The 24604-nt window shown below is 41.7% G+C and carries 17 protein-coding genes and 1 pseudogene; 5 read left to right on the top strand and 13 right to left on the bottom strand.

Annotation, left to right across the window (positions count from 1 at the left end; genetic code table 11):
- Positions 1-45: 45 nt before the first annotated feature.
- From V7K53_RS08590 to V7K53_RS08625, 8 genes and pseudogenes are all read right to left on the bottom strand, one after another.
- The gene (locus V7K53_RS08590) at positions 46-1722 is read right to left on the bottom strand and encodes a fasciclin domain-containing protein (RefSeq protein WP_335197122.1); all 1677 of its coding nucleotides are present in this window, start codon (positions 1720-1722) and stop codon (positions 46-48) included.
- Between the two features lie 739 nt (positions 1723-2461).
- Positions 2462-2929, bottom strand: coding sequence for a GNAT family N-acetyltransferase (locus V7K53_RS08595; protein ID WP_335197123.1), 468 nt, complete (start codon positions 2927-2929; stop codon positions 2462-2464).
- A 228-nt stretch (positions 2930-3157) separates the two neighbouring features.
- Positions 3158-3733, bottom strand: a complete 576-nt coding sequence (locus V7K53_RS08600) for a hypothetical protein (protein ID WP_335197248.1) — start codon at positions 3731-3733, stop codon at positions 3158-3160.
- Between the two features lie 129 nt (positions 3734-3862).
- Positions 3863-4864 (bottom strand): annotated as a pseudogene (locus tag V7K53_RS08605) (M14 family metallopeptidase); the annotation flags it as partial.
- A gap of 31 nt (positions 4865-4895) precedes the next feature.
- Positions 4896-5078, bottom strand: a complete 183-nt coding sequence (locus V7K53_RS08610) for a hypothetical protein (protein ID WP_335197124.1) — start codon at positions 5076-5078, stop codon at positions 4896-4898.
- 2 nt (positions 5079-5080) lie between these two features.
- Positions 5081-5275, bottom strand: a complete 195-nt coding sequence (locus V7K53_RS08615) for a hypothetical protein (RefSeq protein WP_179065490.1) — start codon at positions 5273-5275, stop codon at positions 5081-5083.
- A gap of 167 nt (positions 5276-5442) precedes the next feature.
- Positions 5443-9297: a CHAT domain-containing protein gene (locus V7K53_RS08620; RefSeq protein WP_335197125.1), complete on the bottom strand. Its 3855-nt coding sequence runs from the start codon at positions 9295-9297 to the stop codon at positions 5443-5445.
- Between the two features lie 197 nt (positions 9298-9494).
- Positions 9495-10193 (bottom strand): hypothetical protein, encoded by a 699-nt coding sequence (locus V7K53_RS08625; protein ID WP_335197126.1) that lies wholly within the window; start codon positions 10191-10193, stop codon positions 9495-9497.
- A gap of 379 nt (positions 10194-10572) precedes the next feature.
- Here V7K53_RS08625 and V7K53_RS08630 point away from each other — a divergent pair, with 379 nt between their 5' ends.
- Complete coding sequence (locus V7K53_RS08630) at positions 10573-12630, top strand: DNA polymerase III subunit gamma/tau (protein WP_335197127.1); 2058 nt, start codon at positions 10573-10575, stop codon at positions 12628-12630.
- A 66-nt stretch (positions 12631-12696) separates the two neighbouring features.
- Here V7K53_RS08630 and V7K53_RS08635 read toward each other — a convergent pair whose 3' ends face one another.
- Together V7K53_RS08635 and V7K53_RS08640 are read right to left on the bottom strand one after the other, a co-directional pair.
- Positions 12697-14103 (bottom strand): glycosyltransferase, encoded by a 1407-nt coding sequence (locus tag V7K53_RS08635; protein WP_335197128.1) that lies wholly within the window; start codon positions 14101-14103, stop codon positions 12697-12699.
- Between the two features lie 203 nt (positions 14104-14306).
- Positions 14307-14456, bottom strand: coding sequence for a hypothetical protein (locus V7K53_RS08640; protein WP_335197130.1), 150 nt, complete (start codon positions 14454-14456; stop codon positions 14307-14309).
- Positions 14457-14750: 294 nt separating this feature from the next.
- On the opposite strand from V7K53_RS08640, the gene ebsA reads away from it, so the two are divergent.
- The gene (ebsA, locus tag V7K53_RS08645) at positions 14751-15125 is read left to right on the top strand and encodes a type IV pilus biogenesis protein EbsA (RefSeq protein ID WP_289797664.1); all 375 of its coding nucleotides are present in this window, start codon (positions 14751-14753) and stop codon (positions 15123-15125) included.
- A gap of 167 nt (positions 15126-15292) precedes the next feature.
- Here ebsA and V7K53_RS08650 read toward each other — a convergent pair whose 3' ends face one another.
- Together V7K53_RS08650 and V7K53_RS08655 are read right to left on the bottom strand one after the other, a co-directional pair.
- Positions 15293-16096: a PEP-CTERM sorting domain-containing protein gene (locus V7K53_RS08650; protein WP_335197131.1), complete on the bottom strand. Its 804-nt coding sequence runs from the start codon at positions 16094-16096 to the stop codon at positions 15293-15295.
- Positions 16097-16323: 227 nt separating this feature from the next.
- On the bottom strand, positions 16324-18309 hold the full coding sequence (locus V7K53_RS08655) for an AAA-like domain-containing protein (RefSeq protein ID WP_335197132.1): 1986 nt from the start codon (positions 18307-18309) through the stop codon (positions 16324-16326).
- A 488-nt stretch (positions 18310-18797) separates the two neighbouring features.
- Between V7K53_RS08655 and V7K53_RS08660 the strand changes: the two genes are divergently transcribed.
- Positions 18798-20417: a PAS domain-containing protein gene (locus V7K53_RS08660; protein WP_335197133.1), complete on the top strand. Its 1620-nt coding sequence runs from the start codon at positions 18798-18800 to the stop codon at positions 20415-20417.
- A gap of 157 nt (positions 20418-20574) precedes the next feature.
- Here V7K53_RS08660 and V7K53_RS08665 read toward each other — a convergent pair whose 3' ends face one another.
- Complete coding sequence (locus V7K53_RS08665) at positions 20575-22050, bottom strand: SIMPL domain-containing protein (protein WP_335197134.1); 1476 nt, start codon at positions 22048-22050, stop codon at positions 20575-20577.
- A gap of 385 nt (positions 22051-22435) precedes the next feature.
- Between V7K53_RS08665 and V7K53_RS08670 the strand changes: the two genes are divergently transcribed.
- Together V7K53_RS08670 and V7K53_RS08675 are read left to right on the top strand one after the other, a co-directional pair.
- Positions 22436-23032 carry a cytochrome b/b6 domain-containing protein gene (locus V7K53_RS08670; RefSeq protein WP_335197135.1) on the top strand — a complete coding sequence of 199 codons (597 nt, stop codon included), beginning with the start codon at positions 22436-22438 and terminating at the stop codon, positions 23030-23032.
- A 27-nt stretch (positions 23033-23059) separates the two neighbouring features.
- Positions 23060-24493: a bifunctional orotidine-5'-phosphate decarboxylase/orotate phosphoribosyltransferase gene (locus V7K53_RS08675; protein WP_335197136.1), complete on the top strand. Its 1434-nt coding sequence runs from the start codon at positions 23060-23062 to the stop codon at positions 24491-24493.
- Positions 24494-24604 lie beyond the last annotated feature (111 nt).

A 24604-nucleotide genomic window follows, 5' to 3' on the forward strand; every position in this document is an offset into this window, starting at 1 on the left:
AGCGCACAACTAACTGTGCGCCCTTATTGTATGTTCTACTTCTATTTACCTGAAGTTATAGCCAATTCCTAATTGCAGTCCGACATCAGTATCATCTACAAAAGCAGCATTGACACCACCTGTTAGCGTAAGTCTAGAACCGAGAGGAATGTCTACACCACCTGTTAACAGTAATCCAATATCAGTATCAGCATTAGCTTCAATTGCTATACCAGCACCGATGTAAGGAGATATACTATAGGTTCTTTCACCCACTGAACCTGCTCTGCGAGGAGAAAAATCTAAAGTTACGGGAACTAGAAATATTGTATCGTCCCCAAAGATTACCGATGGTCGAACTGATAGATAGTTTGTCAGACCAAGTTTGCTGATCACTGTAAAGTTAGTGTCGCTCAGAGCTGTATCATCGCCGCTCAAACCAATGTTACCACCAACTCCGATATAGCTTCTGCCACCACGAGTACTTCTACCTACGTTAACATCAGGTGTTGTACTTCCTGTTGATGGCTGATTTAACTGACTGATGTTAACATCAGGCGGAATCAGGACTTGGTTAATTGCATGGATAACACCATTGCTAGCTTTCACATCCGCCTGGAGAACTCTGGCATTATTCACCGAGACTTGACTGTTAGCGGAATCGATTTTAATATTTACAGGTCTTCCTTCATCGGTTGTCAATTCCCCTGCTGAGAGTTGACTAGCAGTTACCGCACCGGGAACCACATGATATCTCAAAATCTTAACTAACGCTTCTCTGTTTTCTGGTTGCTCTAACTGCTGTAAGGTAGCAGCAGGCAAAGCAGCAAATGCGTCATTGGTGGGAGCGAAGACTGTATAAGGTCCAGGCTGTTGAAGAATATCTGCTAGACCGGCTGTCTTTAATAAAGAGGTCAGAGTTGTAAAAGAACTACTGGATGCCGCTAGGGAGACAATATCAGTACTTGTAGGAGTTCCAGCTACAACATACTGACTAGCTGGAAGATTGCTAGCAATGGGTTGCACCCGTCCCTGTTTAACTAAAGCTTGATATAAAAGTGCTGCTGCTTCAGCACGAGTCAAAGACTGTTGCGGATTGAGTTGTTTTACATCCGGGTAGTTGACAACAAGATTACTTACTGTCGCTGCTGCCACACTGCCAACAGCATACTCTGGGATAGCTGAGGCATCGTTGTAGTAAGTAGTGAGAGTACTTGTATCGCCACCAGTTAAACCTAAGCCACTGCTTAAAGCAACGATCCCCTGTACTCTCGGAATTTCTTGATTTGGTCTAAACACGTTCCCAGGATAGCCTGCCAAAAATCCAGTTTCGTAGGCGTTTTGAATTGCAGCAGCTGCCCAGTAGTTAGCAGGAACATCACTAAATCCACCCGCACTTAATTGCCGGACTCGGTTTTGGTTACTGAAAGCTTTTTGAATCAAGGCAGCAAATTCAGCACGGGTCACAGGCTGATTTGGTCTATAAGTGCCATCAGGAAACCCACTAATCACGTTATTCTCAGCTAGGGCTTGAATGAAGGGACGCGCCCAATAATCTGAGGAAACATCAGACAGGTTAACTGTTGAAGTCGGCGATGGTGTCGCAGGTGATGGTGTCGCAGATGGAACAGGAGTTTGAGATGAAGCTGGGGCAGAAATTATGATGGGGGTTATTGTAGCAGCTGTCATTCCCAGAACTAGCAAAGTAACCTTTGTTGATGACCAACGAAACAAACTAGACATGGAAATATCCTCTTTTCAATTTCTTGGGTTGACTATTGGAAAATATTGGATGCAAGGTTAAGTGAATATAGATATCCAGATGATTACTTGGTTCGCCTTGATATGGAAACCAAAAATGAAACCCATTAACTCTGGAAAGTTCAAATGTGGGACATTATGAGTAGCTGCTCTGATATCTCATAACATTTATCTAAATGTTTACCACATGTAGTATCGGATTCCTATTTGTTTTTTAAAGAACCGCAGATCGCACTAAAGAGAAGCAGGCATACTGTGGTCATCTCTTCTGTTGCAACAATAAAGATAATTAATGCAGGTAGGCGATTTTATCAGTTCTAAAATTGCAGTCAAGCAGTAAAATAATTGGCCTTTAATAGCCATCTCTTTATAATTGCCGACGAGGGTTCATGCCGTCAAACTTAATGTATCATGATCTTTAGCAAGATTTAAGAAATAAAATGCCTCTTGGCGATATGATGTATTATTAATCTTTGATCGAAATTATACAACTAACTCAGGGCTGGATTTTGAAGAAAAACTTTCACTCTTTAGATAGTTGTCCTTGATGGTAAATTTTCAAATACTAGACTGAAAATTCGCGATCGCAATCAAAAATTTAGAGCCTGATTGCGCCAAGATTTTTGGCTAGGAATTATTTTTTTACAAAAGACTATTTTATAAAAGCGAACCCAAAAATAAACTAGGCTTTTTGAAAGCTGGCTAATCTATGCAATTTTGCTCACAACTCCTCTGGAGGTAGGGCAACAAATCCAGTTTTTAGTCCACGCTTGAATCCTGCTTTTTCATAGAAGTACAACGTCTCCTCGTTTTTTGAGCCACTTAGAAGCATCACTTTATAGCACTGTTGCTGCCATGCTAATGCTAAGGCATAATGTAGCACTTTTGTACCAAATCCTTGTTGTCGAAAATCTAGATGGGTGACAACATTTTCAATAATGCCGTATGGACGTGCGGCACGCGTTAAGTTGGGAACAATGGTTAAATTACATGTTGCTACTAGCTGGTTATCAACATCAAGCACAACGTAATACAAACGGGGATCGTGTAAAATCTCATCCCAGATAGATTGTAAAACATCATCAGCAGGTAAAGGTGCATCAACAGGATTTAGATGCTTATATAAAGCCAAAAGTTGGGGAAGTTCGTCGCGTGTAATTAGGCGAACGGTAATTATCGGTTTAGACAAAGCTGTAAATCGACGTAAAAATTTATCGTTGCGATAAGGCAGGAGGCAGCACTTCTCTACGAGAGGCTTCTCTTTCAGAGACGCTAACGCGAACGCCAACGGCTACGCTCAGCGACCGGAGGCAGGAGGAAAGAAAGTTTTAGTCTAGTTTATCTCTGTTCACATAGTTTAGTTTTATTGTGCTAACTTACTTATTAAGGGAATTTTTGACAATTTCAAATGTCAAAATTATGGGAATGCCAATTCAGTGCGAGCAACTCCAGCGCGTTCATGACGGGCTAGCAGTTTAACTGTACTACCTTGAGGCGCACGCACCACCCATTCCACTTTTGCTCGATCCTTGGTAGGATCGCTGTGCCGTCTAATGGGAGTTGAAGGCTTGTAGGCTCGTCCCTCTAATTGACCTAACTCTTCACGGGGTTTACCTGTTACCAAAGTTCCCCCAGAAGGCAGTTCAATTTCACAGATACAGCCCCGCACCAGCTTTTTTTCTAAAGCTTTTTGGGTGACATTAGTGGGCAACCAGCCTGTATTATGCACAACTAATTGCACCCGATAAGTATCATCACCCAAGCTGTGGACACTGGCTTCGTAAATCTCTAAACGAGGAGATATTAATAGATGCCAAACCAGCCATTCTGGGAAGAGGGCTATTTCTTTCTCCAGAAACTCAGGGGGTGGATTTGTCCAAGCGTACATGGTATCCCAGCCGCCTAGTTCAATCTGACCGAGTTGGGGATGCTCGAAGGGATACCAATCTATATAGCCCTTACCTGCAAGTTTTTCATCGCTCCAACGCAGCAACTTCAGGTCATCTTCTATGGGGTGTTCTCGCTGCCAATCGATGTATTTATAATCATTAATTCCAGCTTGGCGCTGCGGACTCCAGACTTCTACTGTCCAGGTAAATAAACCTTGGTATTCATAAGCCCAGTCGTCGAATGTACCTGTAATTACGTCTTTGGGGTCGTAGCGGAAATCATGAAAAGCAGAGATGGCTGGGTATTGAGTAAGTTCAGTGCCTTTAGCGCCAATGCGTTGATAGGTGCGGAGGTCATTGACCGGGAATTCACCATCGCTGAGGTGGGTGTAGGGACGGATGAGAACACCGCTGAAAGTGTGAAATGCGATCGCTCCTGTAATATTAGAATGTGTAGTGATAAATTGAACTAGCGATGTCTACGACGGGCTACGCCTACGCACTTCTGTTTCAGATGTAGGATAAGGGCCAGCCCCCGATTGCTCAGATTCTTGCCGCCACAAAAATGGAAAATTCCGGTTTAAATCTAGCCCTTCCTTAGAAGGCTGAATTTTAATCTGAACTCCATCATAATTTTCTATATTTCCTTCTGGTAGTACGCGATAATACTGTCCACCTGTTTCTGTTGGTTCGCGTCGTACCAGCAAGCGTGGTTCAGTAGAAGAGACCTTCCAAGCCCCATTAGCATCGGGGATTCGCATCAGTAAAATCCGACCATCGTCATCGATATCTTCCATCACTAACCCGTCATTACCTTCCTCATCATGGGGATAGGGACGAGTACCGGAGCGAATAAATTTCGGTTTGTCAGCCAATGCCAACTCAGCACCATCAGGATTAACACGGGGGCAAATGTAGAAGGTGCGGGTATCTAAACAACGGGTAAACTCTGGGTGAGTACCGTAAGCTGTAACTAATGTTTGCAATAGGTATAAACAAACACTTGATAGTGCTAGTTCGGTGGCGTGAATGTTGCCATCAACCCAGAGAGCAGGTTTTTCTTGATGTGCGCCAGTGGCAAAGTTGCTAACTGTCAATAGCCAGATGTCACGTCCTTCGTAACTTTTACCAATGCTTTCTATGCGTACTAGTTGGGGAAATTCCTTCGCATAACTGTGTAGAATGCGCGTTAAGTCTTCATAACGATAGTATTTATCAAACCGAATATCTGGCATAATAAACCCCTCAGTACGAATTATTTTAAACCTATTGCCGTTTTAATTCTTGTATCAATAGCTGACAACGTTTACTAGCTTCTTTAGCTTGTTGTCTGAACTGTTTAGCTTGTTCCCGATCCGTCAAACACACTTCAGTTGCTTTTTTGCTAAATTTTACAGTTTGACTACTGAGTTCTTTAATCCGAGTTTTTAATTCTTCAATTGTTTTCATTTCTACTCCAATTCTGAGATGATGATTTCTAAATTTTCGACTTCTTCATAAAGTCTATCTGCTCGACTAGCCAACAAACTAGCATCGTCAAAATCATTGTTCTCTATTGCTCTATCATGAGCTTCATATAACTCTTCAATTATCTTATGTAGTTCTGCGTAAGCTTTAAGTAATATATTTCTGGTTTCTGATTTCATATTTATTTTTAATCTTCACTCCTGCCATAAACTTTCAGACCACAGTGAATTAATACAATTTTTGTATATAATTAGACCATTTTACTGAGGTTATTGAACTTTTAGAAAAGTGAAGCTAAAAATAAGTATCTAGCTAATTTTATGGCTGGAATAGAAGTTTCAAAAGATTAATTCGGCTTACCCGTAATCGTGAATGCTGCCCAGTAGTAAGGATGGTTATAAAGAATTTTATCTGATGCCATTTTACTATTTCTATATAGTTGTGTCGCTAAATAAGTTTGAATTCTTACTTCTTCTGGATGCAGATTATTCAAAATATCTTCATACCATTTTGTCAGTTCTCCAGCAGTTAGTTCTTTTAGCCATCGTGTTGCTTCGGCTAAAGCAGTAACGGCTGATTTATTGGGCTGTAATCGTCGATAAAACTCGATCATCACCAAGGCACTAGCGGAAGATTCCACACTCCAGAGAGTACTCACTACATGAGGTATACCCTGAGTTACAAAACCACTGACTAAACTCACATATTCGCTGCTGATGGTGTAGTTGTTAGTACTTAAATTTTCACAGGCAGAGAGGGTAATAAGGTTGTAACTATCTAGATGTTGTTGGCAGATTTCATCTAGAGTAAGTCTGTCTTCACCTGCTAATGCTAATTCTGATTTTTTAGGTTCAGCTAAATTATTAGTGGCATGACCCGTAAAATGCAAGATATTATAATTATCAGATAAGGCATTTTCAACAATACTTTTCGTAGCTTCTACCCCCTGAATTCGTTGGATATTATTGAACATCTGACTAACAATTTCAGACTCCAGTTTGGCAAATTTCAGTGTGGGATAACCTGTAGTTTCAGGATGTTCAACACTGAGCAAGAACTTATTTTGCCACTGCCAAATATCCTCGGTTCTGATTGATAAACCTATTTGGGCACTAGGTAGATAGGTGACGCTGAAATTTGATTCTACATTGGGTAACTCTTCTGGTGAGGGCGAAGAAAGATGGAAAAGTGTATGAATGGGCAATCTGTACAAGTCACGGTGAGGAATTAAGACTAGTTGGGTGATGCCTTCGAGTTCCTGTGCAATTGTGGAAATATTTAGGATTTCATACAGTTGCAACAGTTTCTCTTCCATCTCAACTCGCCAAGAATGGTGACTTTTACTTTCTTTGTCATGGGCTGTGCTGCGATATTCTTGGTATTGTTGATGCCAATCTTCTAGCCAAGTTTCAAATTCAATTAGACGTTGTACTGCTTCGGGTAGAGGCAATTCATTGAGACGAATAGCGTCTTCGCCCAAAGGTATTACCCCAGTATCTTGCATGGGTGTAAACAGGAGAATTGGTGATGGCGCTTGGTCTTTGAGAATAAATGTTTGTAGGGCGACTGGACTAATATGCCAGTAAATAATTGCTGTTGTGGGATTGAATAGTTGTTGAATTGCGCCATAATAAGGCGAGTAAATATTATGATTCCAACCAGAAAGCAGCCAGTTTAAACAAGCATTTTTACCTTGTTCGGCAATTTCCCAAGCTTCTACTAAATCACCCGACTCAACAGCTAAGTCAACTGCCAATTGATCGAAGCCGACAAATTTTAAAGCTAGTTGTTTTTTACTTTCATCTGAGCGAGTTTCTTCACTCAGTAATTGTCGCAATAAATCTGTCCCACGTTGCAGCAATTCTTGAACTTGTGTGGTTTGTCCCAAACCCATCAACACTTTGCTTAGAGATTGTAAAACCTCTAAATGCAACTGGGGAAAATACTCTAATGTCAGGGTCAACAGCGCTTGATGGTACTCAGATGCAGCTTTGCGCCAATAATCGCGGGTATTGGTATGTTTTTTACCTTCTTCGTAGTAAGTATTAGCGATCGCAAAATGCAATCTACCCCAACCTTCTGGATGGGTATCTGTCCGCAGATGCTTTAACCCTTCTTCGTAGCTGGCTAATCTTCCTTCGTAGCCGCCCTGTTGTAAGGCAGGATTTGTCGCGATGATACTACTCGACAAATTCAGTAATTCGTCATAATTAACTAAATGACCGATCGCAGTTCCCCGACCAATCCAAGCTTCCCAATAGTCTTGTTTAATTTGCAAAGCGTTGTCATAACAAACGATCGCATCAGCATACTGTTCTAAATGAACCAGTGCTATTGCCTGATTATACCAAGCTAAGTGGAAGTCGGGTTTAATCGCGATCGCTTGCCGATAGGAGGCGATCGCTTCTTCTCTCCGTCCTAAGTTGTCTAATGCTATACCTCGGTTATACCACGCTAAGTAGAAATCAGCTTGAACTGAAAGTGCTTTATCCCAGGAGGCGATCGCTTCTGACCATCTTCCTAAATTAAACAGCACTACACCCCTGTCTATCCAAACTTCATGGTACTCTGGGTTAATTTCTATAGCTCTGTCGTAAGATATAATCGCCTCGGCAAATTGTTCGCTGACAGCTAGGGCTATGCCTCGGTGATACCAGTTTTCCTGGTCTTCTGGTTCGAGTTGCAGCGCTTGGTCATAACTAGCAATAGCTTCTGGTAGCCAACCTAATTTCAGCAGTGCCAAACCCTTGCTAGACCACGCTTCTTGATAGTCTGGCTTGATTTCTATAGCTTTGTCAAAAGAAGCGATCGCTTCTTCAAAGTATCCTAATTCTCCGAGAGTTCCACCCCGGTTGTACCAAGCTTTGTAGAAGTCTGGCTTCAATTCTATGGCTGTTTCATAAGACGCGATCGCTTCATCAAAACGTTCTAAATGGAACAGCGTTAAGCCTCGATTAAACCAATATTCGGAAAATTCGGGTTGCATTTCAATGGCTTGGTCATAAGATGCGATCGCGCCTAGCAAATCGCCTGTTTTCGCTTGCTGAAGACCTTGGTAAAACCACCCTTGAGCGTGGGTAATCGGATTATCACTATGCCGCTCAATAATACCAGGGGAATTACTGCTTTGAACAGCCAAATCAGAAGCAAGTTGCTGGACTAAATTGGTACTTTGATCCAACCTCACCCACAACTCATCTAAAGTATTTGCCACATTCGGCTCTAAATTCGTCAAAGTGTTATCCCAGGTTTCCACCGAGGGAGACGTTGCTAATTCAGTCCTTTGTCTAGTGGAAAGGAGATGTGCTGGTGTCGTAATTTGAACAACTTCTTCGTCGAACCGAAGTTGAGTTAACAAGCTGATTGTATCTTCTGCTGCCGGGAGGGGGATATTTTCTGGTATTGTGGTTTGGGCCTCTTCCCTTTCATATTCTGATACCAGTTCCTCGAAGTTTTCGGGCAATCTCTCCTCAAAAGAGGCAGTTTGAGGTGCTGACGTTATTGGTTCAACATCTGGGTCATCATATTCCCATAATTGTTCGCCAAAGCTAAGGATTAGCTCTTGTCCGGGAGGAGTGGGGAGAATTTCTTCATCGGTTGTAGTTTCTACCACATCTGGCTCATCATACTCCCATAACTGTTCGCCCAAATCGCGGATCAGTTCTTGTCCAGGAGTAGTTTCTATTACATCTGGCTCATCATGCTCCCATAACTGTTCGCCCAAATCGCGGATCAGTTCTTGCCCAGGAGTGATTTCTAGATCATCTTGTGCCTGATTGTCAGGGTAATCTTCTATTTCTGTAGGTAAGTTTTGCATTAGCCGAATGCCAATGTCATAAGCAACTTCTCCAATTCTGCCAACACCAAGTTCCCCCAATTGCACCATTTGTGTTGCTAAAAGAGGATTTGGTGTAGGTGAAGCTAGCAAGCTTTCACCAAACATCACCAACCAGTCTATCCAACGTTCAGCCGGAATGCGACTTTCGATCCGTTGCAGATACCTCAATGCCCACTGTCGTCCTCGTGCTTGATGCACGCCTTCTAACAATTGGATAAACAATTGTTCCAGATCCGCATTGGTTAGTTCTGGTAGTACCCCCACCAGATTGCGTCCTCTCGCACCCTTGAGAGAACTATTCTGTTTACTTGCAATGAGGCGCTTTAAAAACCTTTTAAGCGACTGCGATATCCGCCTGAGCATCTGCCACACTCTTGGATTTTGTTTTTCTAGATTGTAGCCATCGTTGTGTTAAAAAAATCATCAATTACGTAAAAATCCATTAGATTCGGACAGCGCTTCCGTAGCAGGTTAGCAAAAAATATACAAATCTTCAAGAGCATAGCATTACAACGTTACAATTCCCAGGTTTAACTCTTGAATTTGACTCTGGCAAGCAGTTAATTTTCAGTTTGCTCTGTAGTCGATTGACCGTCAGGATATAACTGACTAATTAATGCCTGGACAAGCACTTGTGGATCGTCTGTTTCAACGGCAAGCTGTTGAGCAATTTGCTGACGTAAATTTTCATCCTCCTGTAACATTACAAACAACTGTTCTAGGGTGACAGTTTGGTATTCTCCCTCTGAGAGGTTCTCTGACGCATCTGCCGACTCTGATACTGGGGCAGCTACCTCAGATGGCAAAGGAGTGCTAAAAGCATCTGGCCCTTCATATTCCCAAACTGGTTCGCCTTCATTACGTGTCAACAATTGCATCCCGATATTATAGGCAACATCTCCAATTTCTCCGACTTTTAACTCACCCAATTGCACTAACCGCGCAGCCATTTCATTATTGGGTGTTGGAGATGCGAGCAATCTGTCGCCAAAGCGCCCTAACCACTCAACCCAGTCTTGAGTTGTGATGCGATGTTCGATATTATGCAGCCACTTCTGTGCCCATGCTTCCCCTCGTGCTTGATGTACTCCTTGCAACAGTTCGTTGAAGAGAAATTCCAGATCCGTATCGCTCAAGGGTGGTGCTGGTTCTTTTTCCACATTTCCCCTAGATTTTGAGGTAGTCTGTTTTCCACCAAACAAGCTCTGAAAAAGCTTTTTGAGCCATTGAAATAGCCGCTTGAGCATCTGCTGCACCATCGAGTTTTACTTTATCTATAAAATTGTAGCGATCGCACTGGACTATGGCGTTAGTTCAGTCAATAAAACGTATAGTCATTAGTCATTAGTCATTTGTCATTTGTCAAGAGTTATTCTCCTCTGCTTCCCAGTCTTCTTAAATAGAACAAATGTACTAAATGATATGCTATAATTCCGATACATTGATGTTGAAATCATAGTAAAGGATAAGCTTTGGTTGCTTGCTTTCCTGAATGCCAAAATTTATGGCATTAGTTGAGTGCAAGGGCTATGGCAACATCAATAAATAAAGCCAGGTACGAGAGTTTAAAATTATTGAATCCTAAACTCGACTCGGTGCTACTAATTCACGTTGAAAGGCATTGAAGTCTATTTTTCCATGTCTTACGAACCCCTGCACCACAAATATCGCCCCAAGAGTTTTGCTGAACTGGTGGGTCAAGAGGCGATCGCGACCACCCTCACGAACGCGATCGGCACATCCAAAATCGCCCCTGCCTACTTATTCACTGGGCCAAGAGGTACGGGGAAAACTTCTAGTGCCCGAATTTTGGCTAAATCCCTCAATTGTCTCAAAGGCGATAAGCCCACGGCTGAACCCTGCGGCGTGTGTGAGGTTTGTCAGGGGATCACCAAGGGCTACGCCTTAGACGTAATTGAAATAGACGCCGCTAGTAACACTGGTGTCGATAATATCCGTGAGTTGATTGAAAAAGCCCAGTTTGCTCCTGTGCAGTGTCGCTACAAGGTTTATGTTATTGATGAATGCCACATGCTCAGTACTCAGGCATTCAATGCGCTACTAAAGACCCTAGAGGAACCACCGAGACATGTGGTTTTTGTATTGGCGACAACAGACCCGCAACGGGTGTTACCAACGATTATTTCGCGCTGTCAAAGGTTTGATTTTAGACGCATTCAGTTAGAGGCGATGGTGAAGCATTTAAGTGCGATCGCTTCTTATGAAAACATTCATATTTCACATGATGCTGTCACCCTGGTAGCCCAACTTTCTCAGGGAGGGTTGCGGGATGCCGAAAGTCTACTCGATCAATTGGGTTTATTAGCGGGTGAAGTCACACCAGAGCGAGTTTGGGATTTGGTGGGGACGGTAAGCGAACAGGACTTGTTAGCGCTTTTAAATGCGATCGCTCAAGATAAACCGGAAGCAGTTCTAGACTGTACTCACTACATCCTAGATCGTGGTCGAGAACCCCTAACTATTCTGCAAAATCTCGCTGCTTTTTACCGCGACTTACTGATTGCTAAAACAGCACCTCACCGCCACGATTTAGTTGCTTGTACTCAGCAAACTTGGACAGCGTTGGTTGAGTTTGCTCAATACTTCGATATGAGCGTGATTTTGGCGGGACAGAAACACTTGCGAGAAGCGGAAGTACAAATTAAAAATACCACCCAGCCGCGTTTGTGGTTGGAGGTAACATTACTAGGATTGTTACCCAGTGCGACGACGAATATTCAGCCACAAGCCCCAAGTTTCGCGCCGCGAGTTAATACACCTGCTGTATCTCCAAGCTATCCTCCAGTCGTTGCCCAAAATCACCCAGTCTCTTCTGTACCTTTAGCTGAACCGCAAACAAATCATAATTCTGCATCTGCCAATCATCAAGCCGCTGCCCAAAATCAGCCCGTCACTTCATCTCCCCCAGTTGAACAGCAAACAAATCAAAATTCTGTTGCTAAATCAGTTTCACCACCAACTCCAGAACCTGTTGCTATTCCTGTGCCACCTGCGAACATTGAACCAGTAACTTCAGAAGTTGTTGGGGAAGAAGAATATGACTTAACTCAGATTTGGCAACAGGTGCGTGCTAATTTTCCGATGCCTTCCAGGCAAGCTTTACTGGGGCAAATGTGCCAGCTAATAGAGTTTAACGGTACTGTAGCGCGTATTGCTGTCAAAGGAGCTAAGTGGTATGAAACACTTAAATCCGATCTCCCGATGATGAAGACAGCTTTCCAGAAGACTTTTGGGAGTGAAGTTCAGGTAAATCTGGAACAAATAAGCTCTGTAACTGCTACCTCAGCTAAGAAAGCTCCTCTGCCAAAGGACTCTACTCGCGTTCAGCAACCACCAACTCCCAGTTACAACCAGCAAATTTCGCCTCCATCGCCAGCACCAGCATCCGCACCACCACTAAAAACCGAGCCGACGACAGCAAGAAATGGAAATGGGACAAATGGAAATGGGGCAAATGGAAATGGAGCAAACGGAAATGGGGTGCAAACTTTGCCTCCATCGCCACAGCGAACACCTGCACCCGATTGGGAAGTTGATGAAGTAGCGATCGCAGCTCAACGTGTAGCAGAATTTTTCAATGGGCAAATTATCCGTTTTGCAGATGATTTCCCAGAATTCTCCGATTCCATAACTACACCAGAATGGGTAGAAGAAGCAGACGTGGATGATGAATAAAAAAATGCAAAATTATCAAAAATAATTTTGCATTTTTAATTTTTAATTTTTAATTCCCCAAAGGGGCTATTCCCCATTCCCTGTATGCAAGGTTTTTACCCATTTCAGGCGCTTTGGTCTGACCGACATCCGGGCAGTAGTACTGCTCATGACGACTAACCAGTGCAACATATATAAACTGCCACGCAGGGTTTGCACCAGCATCGTAAGATATGTAGAAAGTGGGAATTTTTGATCTTGACGTACCCGCTTCAGACCTGTAAACATCCCTACCATCGACATAGAAATAGACAAACCAGTGATGGGACTTAACATTGGTGGGCGATGACGAGCGATCGCCATTAATAAATCTGGGACTGCTGCTGTGGGTAAGATATACATAATCAGCATAAAAATCAGCAAATCCCAGCTTTTACGCGTTCCCATCCGGTTTTTGAGAATTAAATCCCAATAATCCAAATAGCGCTGATAACCGCCTTCTGCCCAACGGTTGCGCTGATGCCAGAGTGAAACTGCACTTGTCACTCCTTCTTCTTGCACCGCTGGATGGAAAACACACTCAATATCCCATTTATCCAAATGTAAGCGGATTGTCAAATCCAAATCATCGGTAATGGTTTCTTCATTCCAGCCACCGCAGCTTTCCAAGGCGGAACGCCGGACAAATTGACCATTGCCCCGCAGTTCGCCAATGCCACCAAGGGCAGTTCGCTGTTGCTGGAACCAGGTATCAAGTGCCATTTCTGCCATTTGACCCTTAGTCCAAAAGTTGTCTTTAGCGTTGGCGATCGCTTTTCGCACCTGCACCGCCCCCACGTTTTCTCTTTGAAATAAAGGTATTACCTGTTGCAGCAAGTCTGGTGTTACTTGGGCATCAGCATCAAATACTGCGATAATGTCGCCCTTTGTCAGCGGCAATACCTGATTCAACGCCCCCGATTTGCCACCAGTAGCTTCTGCTGAACGCCTTAGTACTTTCAGTTGGTCGTGTTTCTGTGCGAGTTCCGCTAATAAATGTGGCGTGCTATCACTGCTGCGATCGTCAATTATCCAAATTTCGTACTGCCCACCTGGATATTCCAGATTACAAAGATTTGTGACTAATTTAGCAATTACCGCTTCCTCATTTTTCGCAGCCACTAGTACAGAAACAGAAGGTAAATCTCCCTGTATTTCTTTTGGATAGCGACGGGATTTAGTAAACACTACCACCAAAGCATGAAATCCTAGAATGGTGGTTAGTCCTAGAATAAAAATTGAAGCCCAAGAAACTAAATGTAGAGCGATCGTGCCACTCCAGACGATAGTCAAGACTAGAGCTGCTTTGCCTCTACGACCTTGAAACCGGGATGGTAGAGACATAGAATCTGTCTCTAACACTGACTCCTCATCTACTGATAGGTCAGACAATAAGGAGTTGAGCGGATCGAGCTCTTGATAAGAATCTTCTTCGGGCCAGGAATTCGCTGGCATAGGTTAGGTTGCTTGATTCAAAAACCACTATTTGTCTACAGTTAGTAATTTTACGGACAAATATCCCTAAGCTACTTTTCCCGATATTAATCGGAATGGGCAAACTGCAATACCCGCTATCCCTAAGCCAAAAGCCGCTGGGACTACCTTTGTTGTCACCGTCACTGTGCGTAATTACCTCATATTAACCGCGTTTACTACTCTTAGACAGAAGCTTGATTCCTTTGATAGCCACTTCGGCAGGAAGCTTGTAGAGTCGGACTTTCTCCAATGAGAACTCCGGTTTGGGTAAAGTAATAGCAAGGTAGCAGCAGCTTTTTGTTGGGAAAAACTGCAATAACGGCATCCACCACTTTACAGTAGGCATTTTTAGTGTTGTCGTTCCCAGATTCGATAACAGTTAATGCAGCATCATTGTAACCGAAATTTTAATATTTCTTAGTAGTAACTTCATTTATTAGGAGGCATGGGGCATTGGTATTGGGATTAGGGAGAGGTGACAGGTGATAGGGAATAATCTGTACCCTGTAACCTCTACCCTATTCCCTTCTTCACTAACCACTATGTGCTTTAGACACATCTTTGGGGAATACTACTAACATCCACTAATATCCCCAGTTGCTAATTAACTTGAGGAATATTTAACTATGTCTATTGAGCAACTCCAGCCTGCAACTCAACAACAAGCCAGTGTTTACTTACCTTATGTTCAGGGCGCTAGGCGCAATTTCTTACCCTATGCCATCAGTCTTTATCAAAAAGGGGTCTTGGAGGGACATCGCAAGATAGAAGCCAGCGAACATGTCCCCTTTGTCGCCTCCTGGAATGTTGCTACTTTACCCTCAGACTTAACCCGTTGCCGAATTCAGTTTGATGGCAATGCTGACCTGAGTTATGAACTGATGATGGCTAGTTTCGAGTTTATTAATTTTTTAATTGAACTTATGGACAACTATAAACGTTATCGTATAACCGATTTTTCACAACCGTTTTACCGCAAGCTACTGCGTATAGATGATTGATTAAACTCAGCCAGATTTACAAAAGTCTGGCTTATTTTAAATTGATAGATAAATAAGTTCGTAGTAAGGACTTTAGTGCTTATTATCTAAGATTATTTGCTCACAAGGCACTGATTCTTACAATTCAGCTTAAACCTTGTGAGCTTTTTTATAACAGGCTTTCAGTTTTAAAACGTCTTCCTAAGTCCGCTGTCTTTTCTTCTTTTCAGAACGATACCAAAACTTGCTACCATCAGAGTTCCAAAAAGGCTAGCGGGTTCTGGAATAGAAGTTTCATTTATAGGTACTATGATTCTTAGATTTGCCAAACTAGCATTAGTTATGGTCAAGGATGTTACACCTGGCAAACCTGGGATATCAGACTGGAAATCAAAGACCGTGGGAGTTAAATTACCATTGGGATTACTATATCGCTCCCCATATCCACTCACTTCAAAAGTACCTTGATACTTCTTTCCGGTGTCTGGGTCGGTGACAGTACCAGTATAGAAAGCTTTTGTGAGATTAAATTCGTCTTGAACTACTCCTTGAAATGTAGTTCCTGGCAATTGTCCCTGGTAGAGGAAGGCAGTCAACTGACCACCAGAAAGCACCGGCGATGTCAGAACACCATTAAACGAGACAATCGGAATACCTTTAAAGTCAACAAAGTAATGCAGACTTCCATCGGAGCGTGTTTCTACCTTTAAATAGTCTGACTGGTATACAGGAACATAATTAGGATTATTATTAGTACCTAAGTTCCGGTAATAAGTTCCAGTATCATCCGTATCAATACGAGTAATACTGTTATTGAAATTGGGATTATTTCTGGGAAGTTCGATAGTTCCTGATAATGTACCAGTGCTTTCAATTGTGATGAATTGAGCAGCAATTGCACTTGCTCCACTCATAGCGATCGCTACTGCTGCGAGACAACTGCTGCTAATAGCTGCAAAACCTAGCTTAATCCCTGATGAAGTCACTTTCATTAACAAATTGTTCCTTTAATTGCCGATAGTAAACACACCTAATCTGCTGAGATTTATTACAAATATTTCTCAAGCATGATTTATTATTCCCAAGGTGGTGATGGAAGTTTCATCGACAACAAAAAGTTTTGTCAATCCCTATTTTTATTCTTGCACTTGCAGAATATCTTGAAGAAAATCGCCTGATTAATCAATTTCAATTTCTTTATTTAATTCTAATTTTTAGATTAAACTACAACGCGATCGCGTCCTTTTCTTTTGGCTTGATAGAGTGCTTCTTCAGCAGCATTAACTAAAGTATTAGGTTCAATTCCTATTAGCGGAATCACGCTTGCCACCCCTACACTCACAGTTAAAACAGCAGCAGGTAAACCACCAATGTTAGGATACTCGCATTTAATCCCTAAAGCTTTTACTTGCTCTCGAATATGTTCGGCAATATCCATTGCAGCAGTAACATCTATTTGAGCAAGAATGGCAAATTCTTCACCACCATAACGAGCCACTAACATTTTACTGCTTTCGTCTCGAATTTGGGAACTCACAAAAGCACTGCCAGTTGAATGATTCATATTCTCACTGGATGATAAACTGCTATTACTTAGTGAGTGCCTTACACAGTTACAGATAGTATTAGCGATTTGTCGTAAACACTCATCTCCCGCCGATCTACCATAAGTTTTATTGTAAATTTTAAAATAGTCGATATCGCACAAAATCAGTGATATTGGAGTGTTTTGACTAGCGAAATTTTGCCACTCAATTTGTAGGTAGCTTTCAAAGTAGTGGCGATTAACTAATTGAGTTAGTTCATCTAAACTAGAGAGGAAGAGAAACTGTTGATTTTCTTGCCTCAACCGTTCAACATGAGTATTGTTGAAATGCTCACTTTTTTTGAGATATTGTTGGAAATATAACCGATATAATTCACACGCAGGAGTACTGCGATCGCCTTCTAAATTAATTAGCCCTATACTTTGTAATTTATATGCCAATCTTGGCTCTAATTTAACATAAGTAGTATTAATCACTTCATAAAAAGCATCTCCCAATTCTGGCTCATCTCGAAGTGCTAATAAATACTGCCTTAGAGACTGGTTATAGATTCCGGCTTCTGTGGGTGCTTGTTGCAATAATTGCCCTAAATCCCCTTTTAATCCGCCTTTACCTACAAGCTGATACAATGCCAATCGCACCAAATAAGGATTTCCTCCCACCATTGCCATCAAACTATCGGCATCTTTACCATCTGTCCAATCCAAGCCATGACGTTGTGCTAAATCCTGCACCTGCTCTTTCGTAAAGGGAGGTAAATTAATTGTCAAACCAATATTAAATGGCGATTGAGTTAGTTTTATGGGAACAAGAATTTCCGTCGAATAAACCAGAACCAGACGCAATTTTTGCCAAATTTCTACCCTTTTGGCTTGTTCATGCCACGATCGCACCAATGGTAACAATTCTCCAGTAATTTCCTGATACTCAAATACCCAATCCACCTCATTTAATACTAAAATTAGAGGACTTGAGAGCGCAGACAGTAAATATTTTTGGAAATAGATAGAGCAGCTGACTTTGCTACCCATATCTTCATCCCAATAATCATTGAGTTTTGTTTCTAGCTGTAACTCCCGACTAACATTGGCACAGAACCAGCGCAAAAATTTATCCAAACTGGCAAATACTGCTTTGTCTGCTTGCTGAAAGTCCAAAGTTACGGTGCGAAAGCCTTGCTTGTTAGCGTGTGCAAGCAACCGGAGAATCAAAGAGCTTTTCCCCATCTTTTTGGGTGATTTGATGCAAATTACACTCCCAGGTTCAGCCATTTCTGCGTAAGCGAGTTCTTCAATTGGCGGGCGAGGGATGTAAAATCTGGAATTAAGAGATACTGGGCCAGTAGGGAATTCTAAGGATATCGCTGTGGCGGCTCGGTTGAATTCCTTAATTAACTGCTGATGCGCTTCGCTAAAAGGGTGATTTTCTAGAGTCTGGCGAAAGTTGGATTTATGTATTGGTTCTTTGCAAAAATTACTCAGTACTTGCCATAAATGAGCAGCGACTTTCTTGACACGTTCCTCGCCGTAGTGCGCTTCACTAGCTATATTGGTGTAGGTTTTTCCTTGCCACGAAGAACGCAATATCAATTCTTGGAGCGTCGTTAAACCGGTTGCTTGACTGGCTTTTAGTAGCAATACTAGTTCATCTATAGTCATTACTCACTGACTCTAATTCAGTATGATATTTTTTCACACCATTCAGCTTTGGAAGTCAATATCGGCTGCCTTGTATGCATAGCAGCCAGCCCTGACTAAAAAAGCTACAAAAAAGCCTTGACAATTTTTTGCATCCTTAAATTATTTGGCGTGATTTAATCATAGAATTTTTTTTACAAATTTTTCGGGGTTTTTAGGTAATTATATGTGACTTGAACTACTTTTTTTAGACATATCTTAGAATGTAGATGCACACAATGTAGCGATTGTTTTCTAAAAGATTGCTATTGCGATCGCAACTGAGGTTATATTTGTCCGTTTACTTTTTTCTAAATTCCATCCCAATTTCTGATATGGGCTGATATATCCCTGACTTAAGTTACAGCCTAATAAACCAACTAGGCGATTTGCCCATAACTGAATCTTCAGGGTGCTAAAACAGCGTAGAGAGAAAGCTACAGAATATCTTCCTCATCGTACCAGCAGCTATGCATATCCAAAAACCCGCTACCCATGAATCGGAAGCTCCACTTTCAGTACAAGATTCTCAAAGTTTCCCAGAGGCCAAAGACTTATCTCTAGAAAATTTAGATCCTTGCCAATGCTCACAAACCGCCATACAAATGGCATTAATCGCTAGTGGCTTGGGGTTGTGGGATTGGAATCTGGTAACTGACAAAACCTATTACGATCCCCAGTGGAAAAGCATCCTGGGATATAAAGTAGACGAAATCGACAACGATTATAAATCCTTTGAACAACTGGTACATCCACAGGATTTACCAAGAATTCGCCAGGTATTGCACGATTATCTCCAAGGATGCATACCTGTGTTTGAAGTCGAATTGCGAATGTTGACTAAATCTGGGGAGTGGAAGTGGATTTTGACTTGTGGCAAAGTATTTCAGTGGGATAAATTCGGTAAACCAGTGCGGATGGTGGGAACCCACAAGGATATTAATCAGGATAAAGCGATGTCTACGACGGTCACTGAGCCTGTCCTGAGCGTAGCCGTTGGCGCAGCCTCTCATAGAGAAGGGCGCAGCCAAAGTGCGGGCTGCGCCTACGCTACCCAACAATACCAACTATTTGAACAACTCCAAACTGAAATTGCTCAACGCCAGTCTACCGAAGAACAAGTTAGGGAAAAATCAGAGCAGCTAGAAACTACCCTCGAAGAACTCAAATATACCCAAAAGCAGTTATTGCAGAACCAGAAAATGGCTAATCTCGGTCAACTGGTGGCGGATATGGCTAACGAAATTAACAATTCTGTTAGCTTTATCTCCGGTAATCTCCATCCTGCTAGTAAATACGCTGAAGATTTAATCAGAATTATTGAACTTTACCAATATTACTATCCCACCCCTACCCCAGTAATTGCCTTACATTTGCAACACCTTGACTTTGGTTTCGTGAAGACAGAATTTTTAAAATTACTGTGGTCAATGCGAGCTGGTTCTGAACGCGTCAAAGATATTGTTTTCGCTTTGCAGAATTTTTCTACTTCTGACGAAAGTCAAATGAAAAAGGTTGATTTACATGAAGGATTTGATAGTGTTCTGAGGATTTTGCAGCATCGTCTCAAAGAAAAACCTGATAGAGCAGAGATTAAAGTAATTAAAACCTTTGGTGAATTACCCTTAATCGAATGTTACCCTGGTGAACTGAATCAGGTATTCATGAACATCTTAACTAATGCCATTGATACTTTAGAAGATAGGATGAAACATGATTATTCTTTTACTCCAAAAATTTTGATTCATACAGAAGTTGTTAGCAGTCATTTATCATTGGTCAATAATCATGAACCTTGGGTAAAGGACAAACCACTAGGGAAAAAACACAAAGTTATCATTCGCATTTTTGACAATGGCAAAGGTATACTTCCCCATATCCAAAAACATATATTTGAACCGTTTTTTACAACCAAACCAATAGGCAAAAGTCAAGGGCTAGGACTATCAATTAGTCGGCAAATTATAGTTGAAAAACATCAAGGTAAACTTAAGTGTAATTCTCAATTAGGTCAAGGGACAGAGTTGGTGATTGAGATGAATACAACAGCAAGACACTATGCCGCGATTAGAAAACACGCCAGCTTTTAGTTCAGGCAAAAGATGAGATGAATCGCCGTCAAGACAAAACGACTGATTATTGTAGAGACGGCGATTTATCGCGTCTTTGTGATGATTTATCGCATCTTTGCGATCTAGAATTTTCAATCAAAAAACCTTAACCGAATCGTATTGGCATAAGTCCTAATTAAGCAATTTGCTGCGATCCATTAAGAGGTAGATCGAGAATCACTCCTGAATTTGGAGAATAACCGATATCTAGAGAAACACTAGCTTTTATCGTCTGAGAACCACCAATTATAGGAGTTGTAGAAACCCTATCTGTTATTAGATTAGACACGAACGGAGATAGTATAGGATTGTCATTTGAGTTAATATCAATGTCAATAATCTGTCCGGGAGTTAACTGCAAGGTACTAAAAACAGCCTGAGCCTGAGCTTTGGCATCTTTAACAGCTTCGCTCAGAACTTGCAGGCGTGCCTGCTGCAATACTTCGTCTGAGGCAGTGAAGCTGATATTCTGTATGACATTTGCGCCTGCTTGGATAGCTTTGTCAATTGCTGCCCCAGATTGATTTTTTGGTAACTCAAACTGAAGTGTGTTGAGACCTTCAAAGCCGGTTAGAGTTTGAGTACCATTTTCATAGCTATAGACAGGATTTAGTTGAATAGATATAGTTTGAAGTTCTTTCGCTCCAAGCTTGCGCAGTACACCAACTACCGCTGTTGAACGTTGAGCAACTTGTTCTTGAACTGCGGTTGCAGTTTTTGCCTGGACTTTAATTCCCAATTGCACCTCAGTCAAAGTGGTAGCAACACTGACCTCTCCTTTACCAGTAACTTCCAATATCTGAGCAGTGCTACCAATGAGGGGATCGGCGATCGCAAGACCCGGATTTCTCACACCGATGAGATTATCAGTAGCCAAAGCAAGAGTCCCTGCTGAATTTGGAGAATAACCGATATCTAAAGAAACACTAGCTTCTATCGTCTGAGAACCACCAATTATAGGAGTTGTACTAGCTGCTGCCGAAACCCTGTCTGCTGTTAGATTAGACACCAAGGGAGATGGTCTAGGATTATCATCTGAGTTAATATCAATGTCAATAATCTGTCCGGGAGTTAACTGCAAGGTACTAAAAACAGCCTGAGCCTGAGCTTTGGCATCTTTAACAGCTTCGCTCAGAACTTGCAGGCGTGCCTGCTGCAATACTTCGTCTGAGGCAGTGAAGCTGATATTCTGTATGACATTTGCGCCTGCTTGGATAGCTTTGTCAATTGCTGCCCCAGATTGATTTGTTGGTAACTCAAACTGAAGTGTGTTGAGACCTTCAAAGCCGGTGAGGGTTTGAGTACCATTTTCATAGCTATAGACAGGATTTAGTTGAATAGATATAGTTTGAAGTTCTTTCGCTCCAAGCTTGCGCAGTACATCAACTACCGCTGTTGAACGTTGAGCAACTTGTTCTTGAACTGCGGTTGCAGTTTTTGCCTGTACTTTAATTCCCAATTGCACCTCAGTCAAAGTGGTAGCAACACTGACCTCTCCTTTACCAGTAACTTCCAATATCTGAGCAGTGTTTGAGGCAGTGCTACCAATGAAGGGATCGGCGATCGCAAGACCCAAATTTCTCACACCTATGAGATTATCTGTGTTAGCCATCTTATTCTCCTTGCTTAAATCATGTTTGATACCTGTTGATGTCTTAATCTTAATCGTATCGGAACACTCATTTGTGACAACCAGCATTCTCAACATTCTCATGCTTTGAAGCGTTTTATTAGTCGTGTTCGTCAGCGTGTTGAAGGTGTTTTTCATGAAATTCAAAACACTGGAGTCTCAACCTATTTAATTCACATTAGGCGTCATTTAGCTGAGAACAACCCTAGCCATACCTAAACTGACAGCTAAAACAGCAGATGTAGACCATTAATGTCAGAATACTGAATCTAATGATGAGAAAATAAAGGTAAGCAATGCCCACCTCCAAACTTGCTGGGCTATTTACCCAAGACAGATAAACAGCAAATTTTATCAGTCAAAATTTATGACTTACACCGTTCCCTCTCCAACTCGAAAGCGACCCACTCAAGCAATAGGAGCCAAAATTTTCCACTGGTGTAACATCATTAGTCTATTTATCATGCTCACCAGTGGACTACAAATTTACAACGCCAACCCTGTTTTTGGTGGACGCGCAGGTTTGCACATTCCTCCGATATTTACTTTAGGAGGTTGGCTTGCAGGAGGTAGACACTGGCATTTTGCAGCAATGTGGCTATTCTCGCTGAATCTGTTGTGGTATGGAATTTACATTTTAATTACCCGACGCTGGCGACATCGCTTTGTCGGTGCTAATGACTTCAAAGCATTACAAAAAACTCAAAATTCCCAACGCCTAATTTATGCTTGGCATCGGATTGCTTATACCGCAATTATTCCTATTTTGCTGCTGGCATTATTTACAGGGATAGGAATGTATAAACCTGCTCAATTTCCCTGGATTGTGGATTGCTTTGGCGATTGGCAAGCATTGCGAATTGTTCACTTTGCCTCAGTGCCGATGGTTATCTTATTTGTAGTAATTCACTATCAATTAGGGCATAAGGCTGGTGGTACTGAATTAACAGAATCAATGTTTTGATCGACAATCCTTTTTTAAACAAAAAAAATGAACTTTTTTGATAAATTGAATGGAAATATCTTACAAAATCAAAGCTTACTATTTGTAGGACTCGATCCAAATCCAGAGATGATGCCTGAGCGTTATGAATCTGAAGAACTCATCGCTGGTTTGGAGAAGTGGTTAAAATTCATTATTGCGGAAACTTCTGATTACGTTTGTGCTTATAAACCGACACTTGGCTTTTACGAAGCTTTAGGTATTCCTGGTTTAGAACTGCTGTACAAAACTTTAGCAGCTATTCCAGCCCATATCCCAGTGATTTTAGATGCCAAACACAGTGACTTAAATACTAGTACCATCTTTGCCCAGACTGTGTTTACACAATGGCAAGTGGACGCAATCACTCTCAGCCCCTATACAGGACAAGATCACGTAGCACCTTTTTTAGTCTATCCTGATAAAGCGGTGTTTATTTTATGCTGTACTTCTAATCCAGGTGCAGAAGCTCTACAGCAATATCCTACAAAGGAATCACCCCTTTATTTACAGGTAGTAAAAGAATCAAAAACTTGGGGAACTCCAGAACAATTGGGTTTGGAAGTGGGAACTACAAATCCTGAAGTTTTAGCACTTATTCGAGCAGTTGCACCTGAACGAATTATTATGGCGCGTAGCATCTGGGCGGAGGGTCAAAACCTGAAACAAATTTTAGAAGCTGGCTTGAATAGTAATGGTGATGGTTTACTGATTCCTGTTCCTCAAGATATGTTGGGAAATACTCAATTATCACAAGAAGTCCAGTCTCTACGTGCAGAAATTAATCAAATCAAAACTGAAATTATTCACGAAAATTCTACTTGTTCTGTGTGGTTTCCTGATGTTTGTTTTCTAAATCAGCACCCCCACCAAGATTTGATTTTACAACTTTACGATCTTGACTGCATTATGTTTGGCAGCTTTGTTCAAGCATCAGGAGCGATATTTCCTTATTACATCGACTTACGCAAAATTATTTCCAACCCCCAAGTTTTTAATCAAGTTCTCACAGCTTATGAGGATATTTTGAAGAACCTGAATTTTGATAGATTAGCAGGTATTCCCTATGGTTCATTACCTACTGCGACTGGTTTAGCTTTGCGCCTTCACTGTCCGATGATTTTCCCGCGTAAAGAGGTGAAAGCACACGGAACTCGGAGAGTAATTGAGGGTAACTTTCATACTGGTGAAACAGTTGTAGTGGTTGATGATATTCTCATTAGTGGTAAAAGTGTTATGGAAGGAGCAGGAAAGTTGGAATCAGCCGGATTAAAGGTTAATGATATTGTGGTATTTATCGACCACGAACAGGGGGTGAAAGATAGGTTACAGCAAAATGGTTATTGCAGTCATGCGGTTTTAACTATTTCGGAAATTACTAATACTCTCTATCAAGCAGGGCGAATAAATGAAGAACAATTTTCAGCTTTTGCTGAAAGTTAGTAATTGGAATAATTGGGAGTAGGGAATGGGGAATTGCGAGAGACACGATTAATGCGTCTGTAATCGAGGAAGATTTTTATTGTCTACTTCTTCTGGAGCAGATTTCATTAC

It is taken from the genome of Nostoc sp., from assembly GCF_036917355.1.
In the GTDB taxonomy this organism is placed as follows: domain Bacteria; phylum Cyanobacteriota; class Cyanobacteriia; order Cyanobacteriales; family Nostocaceae; genus Nostoc.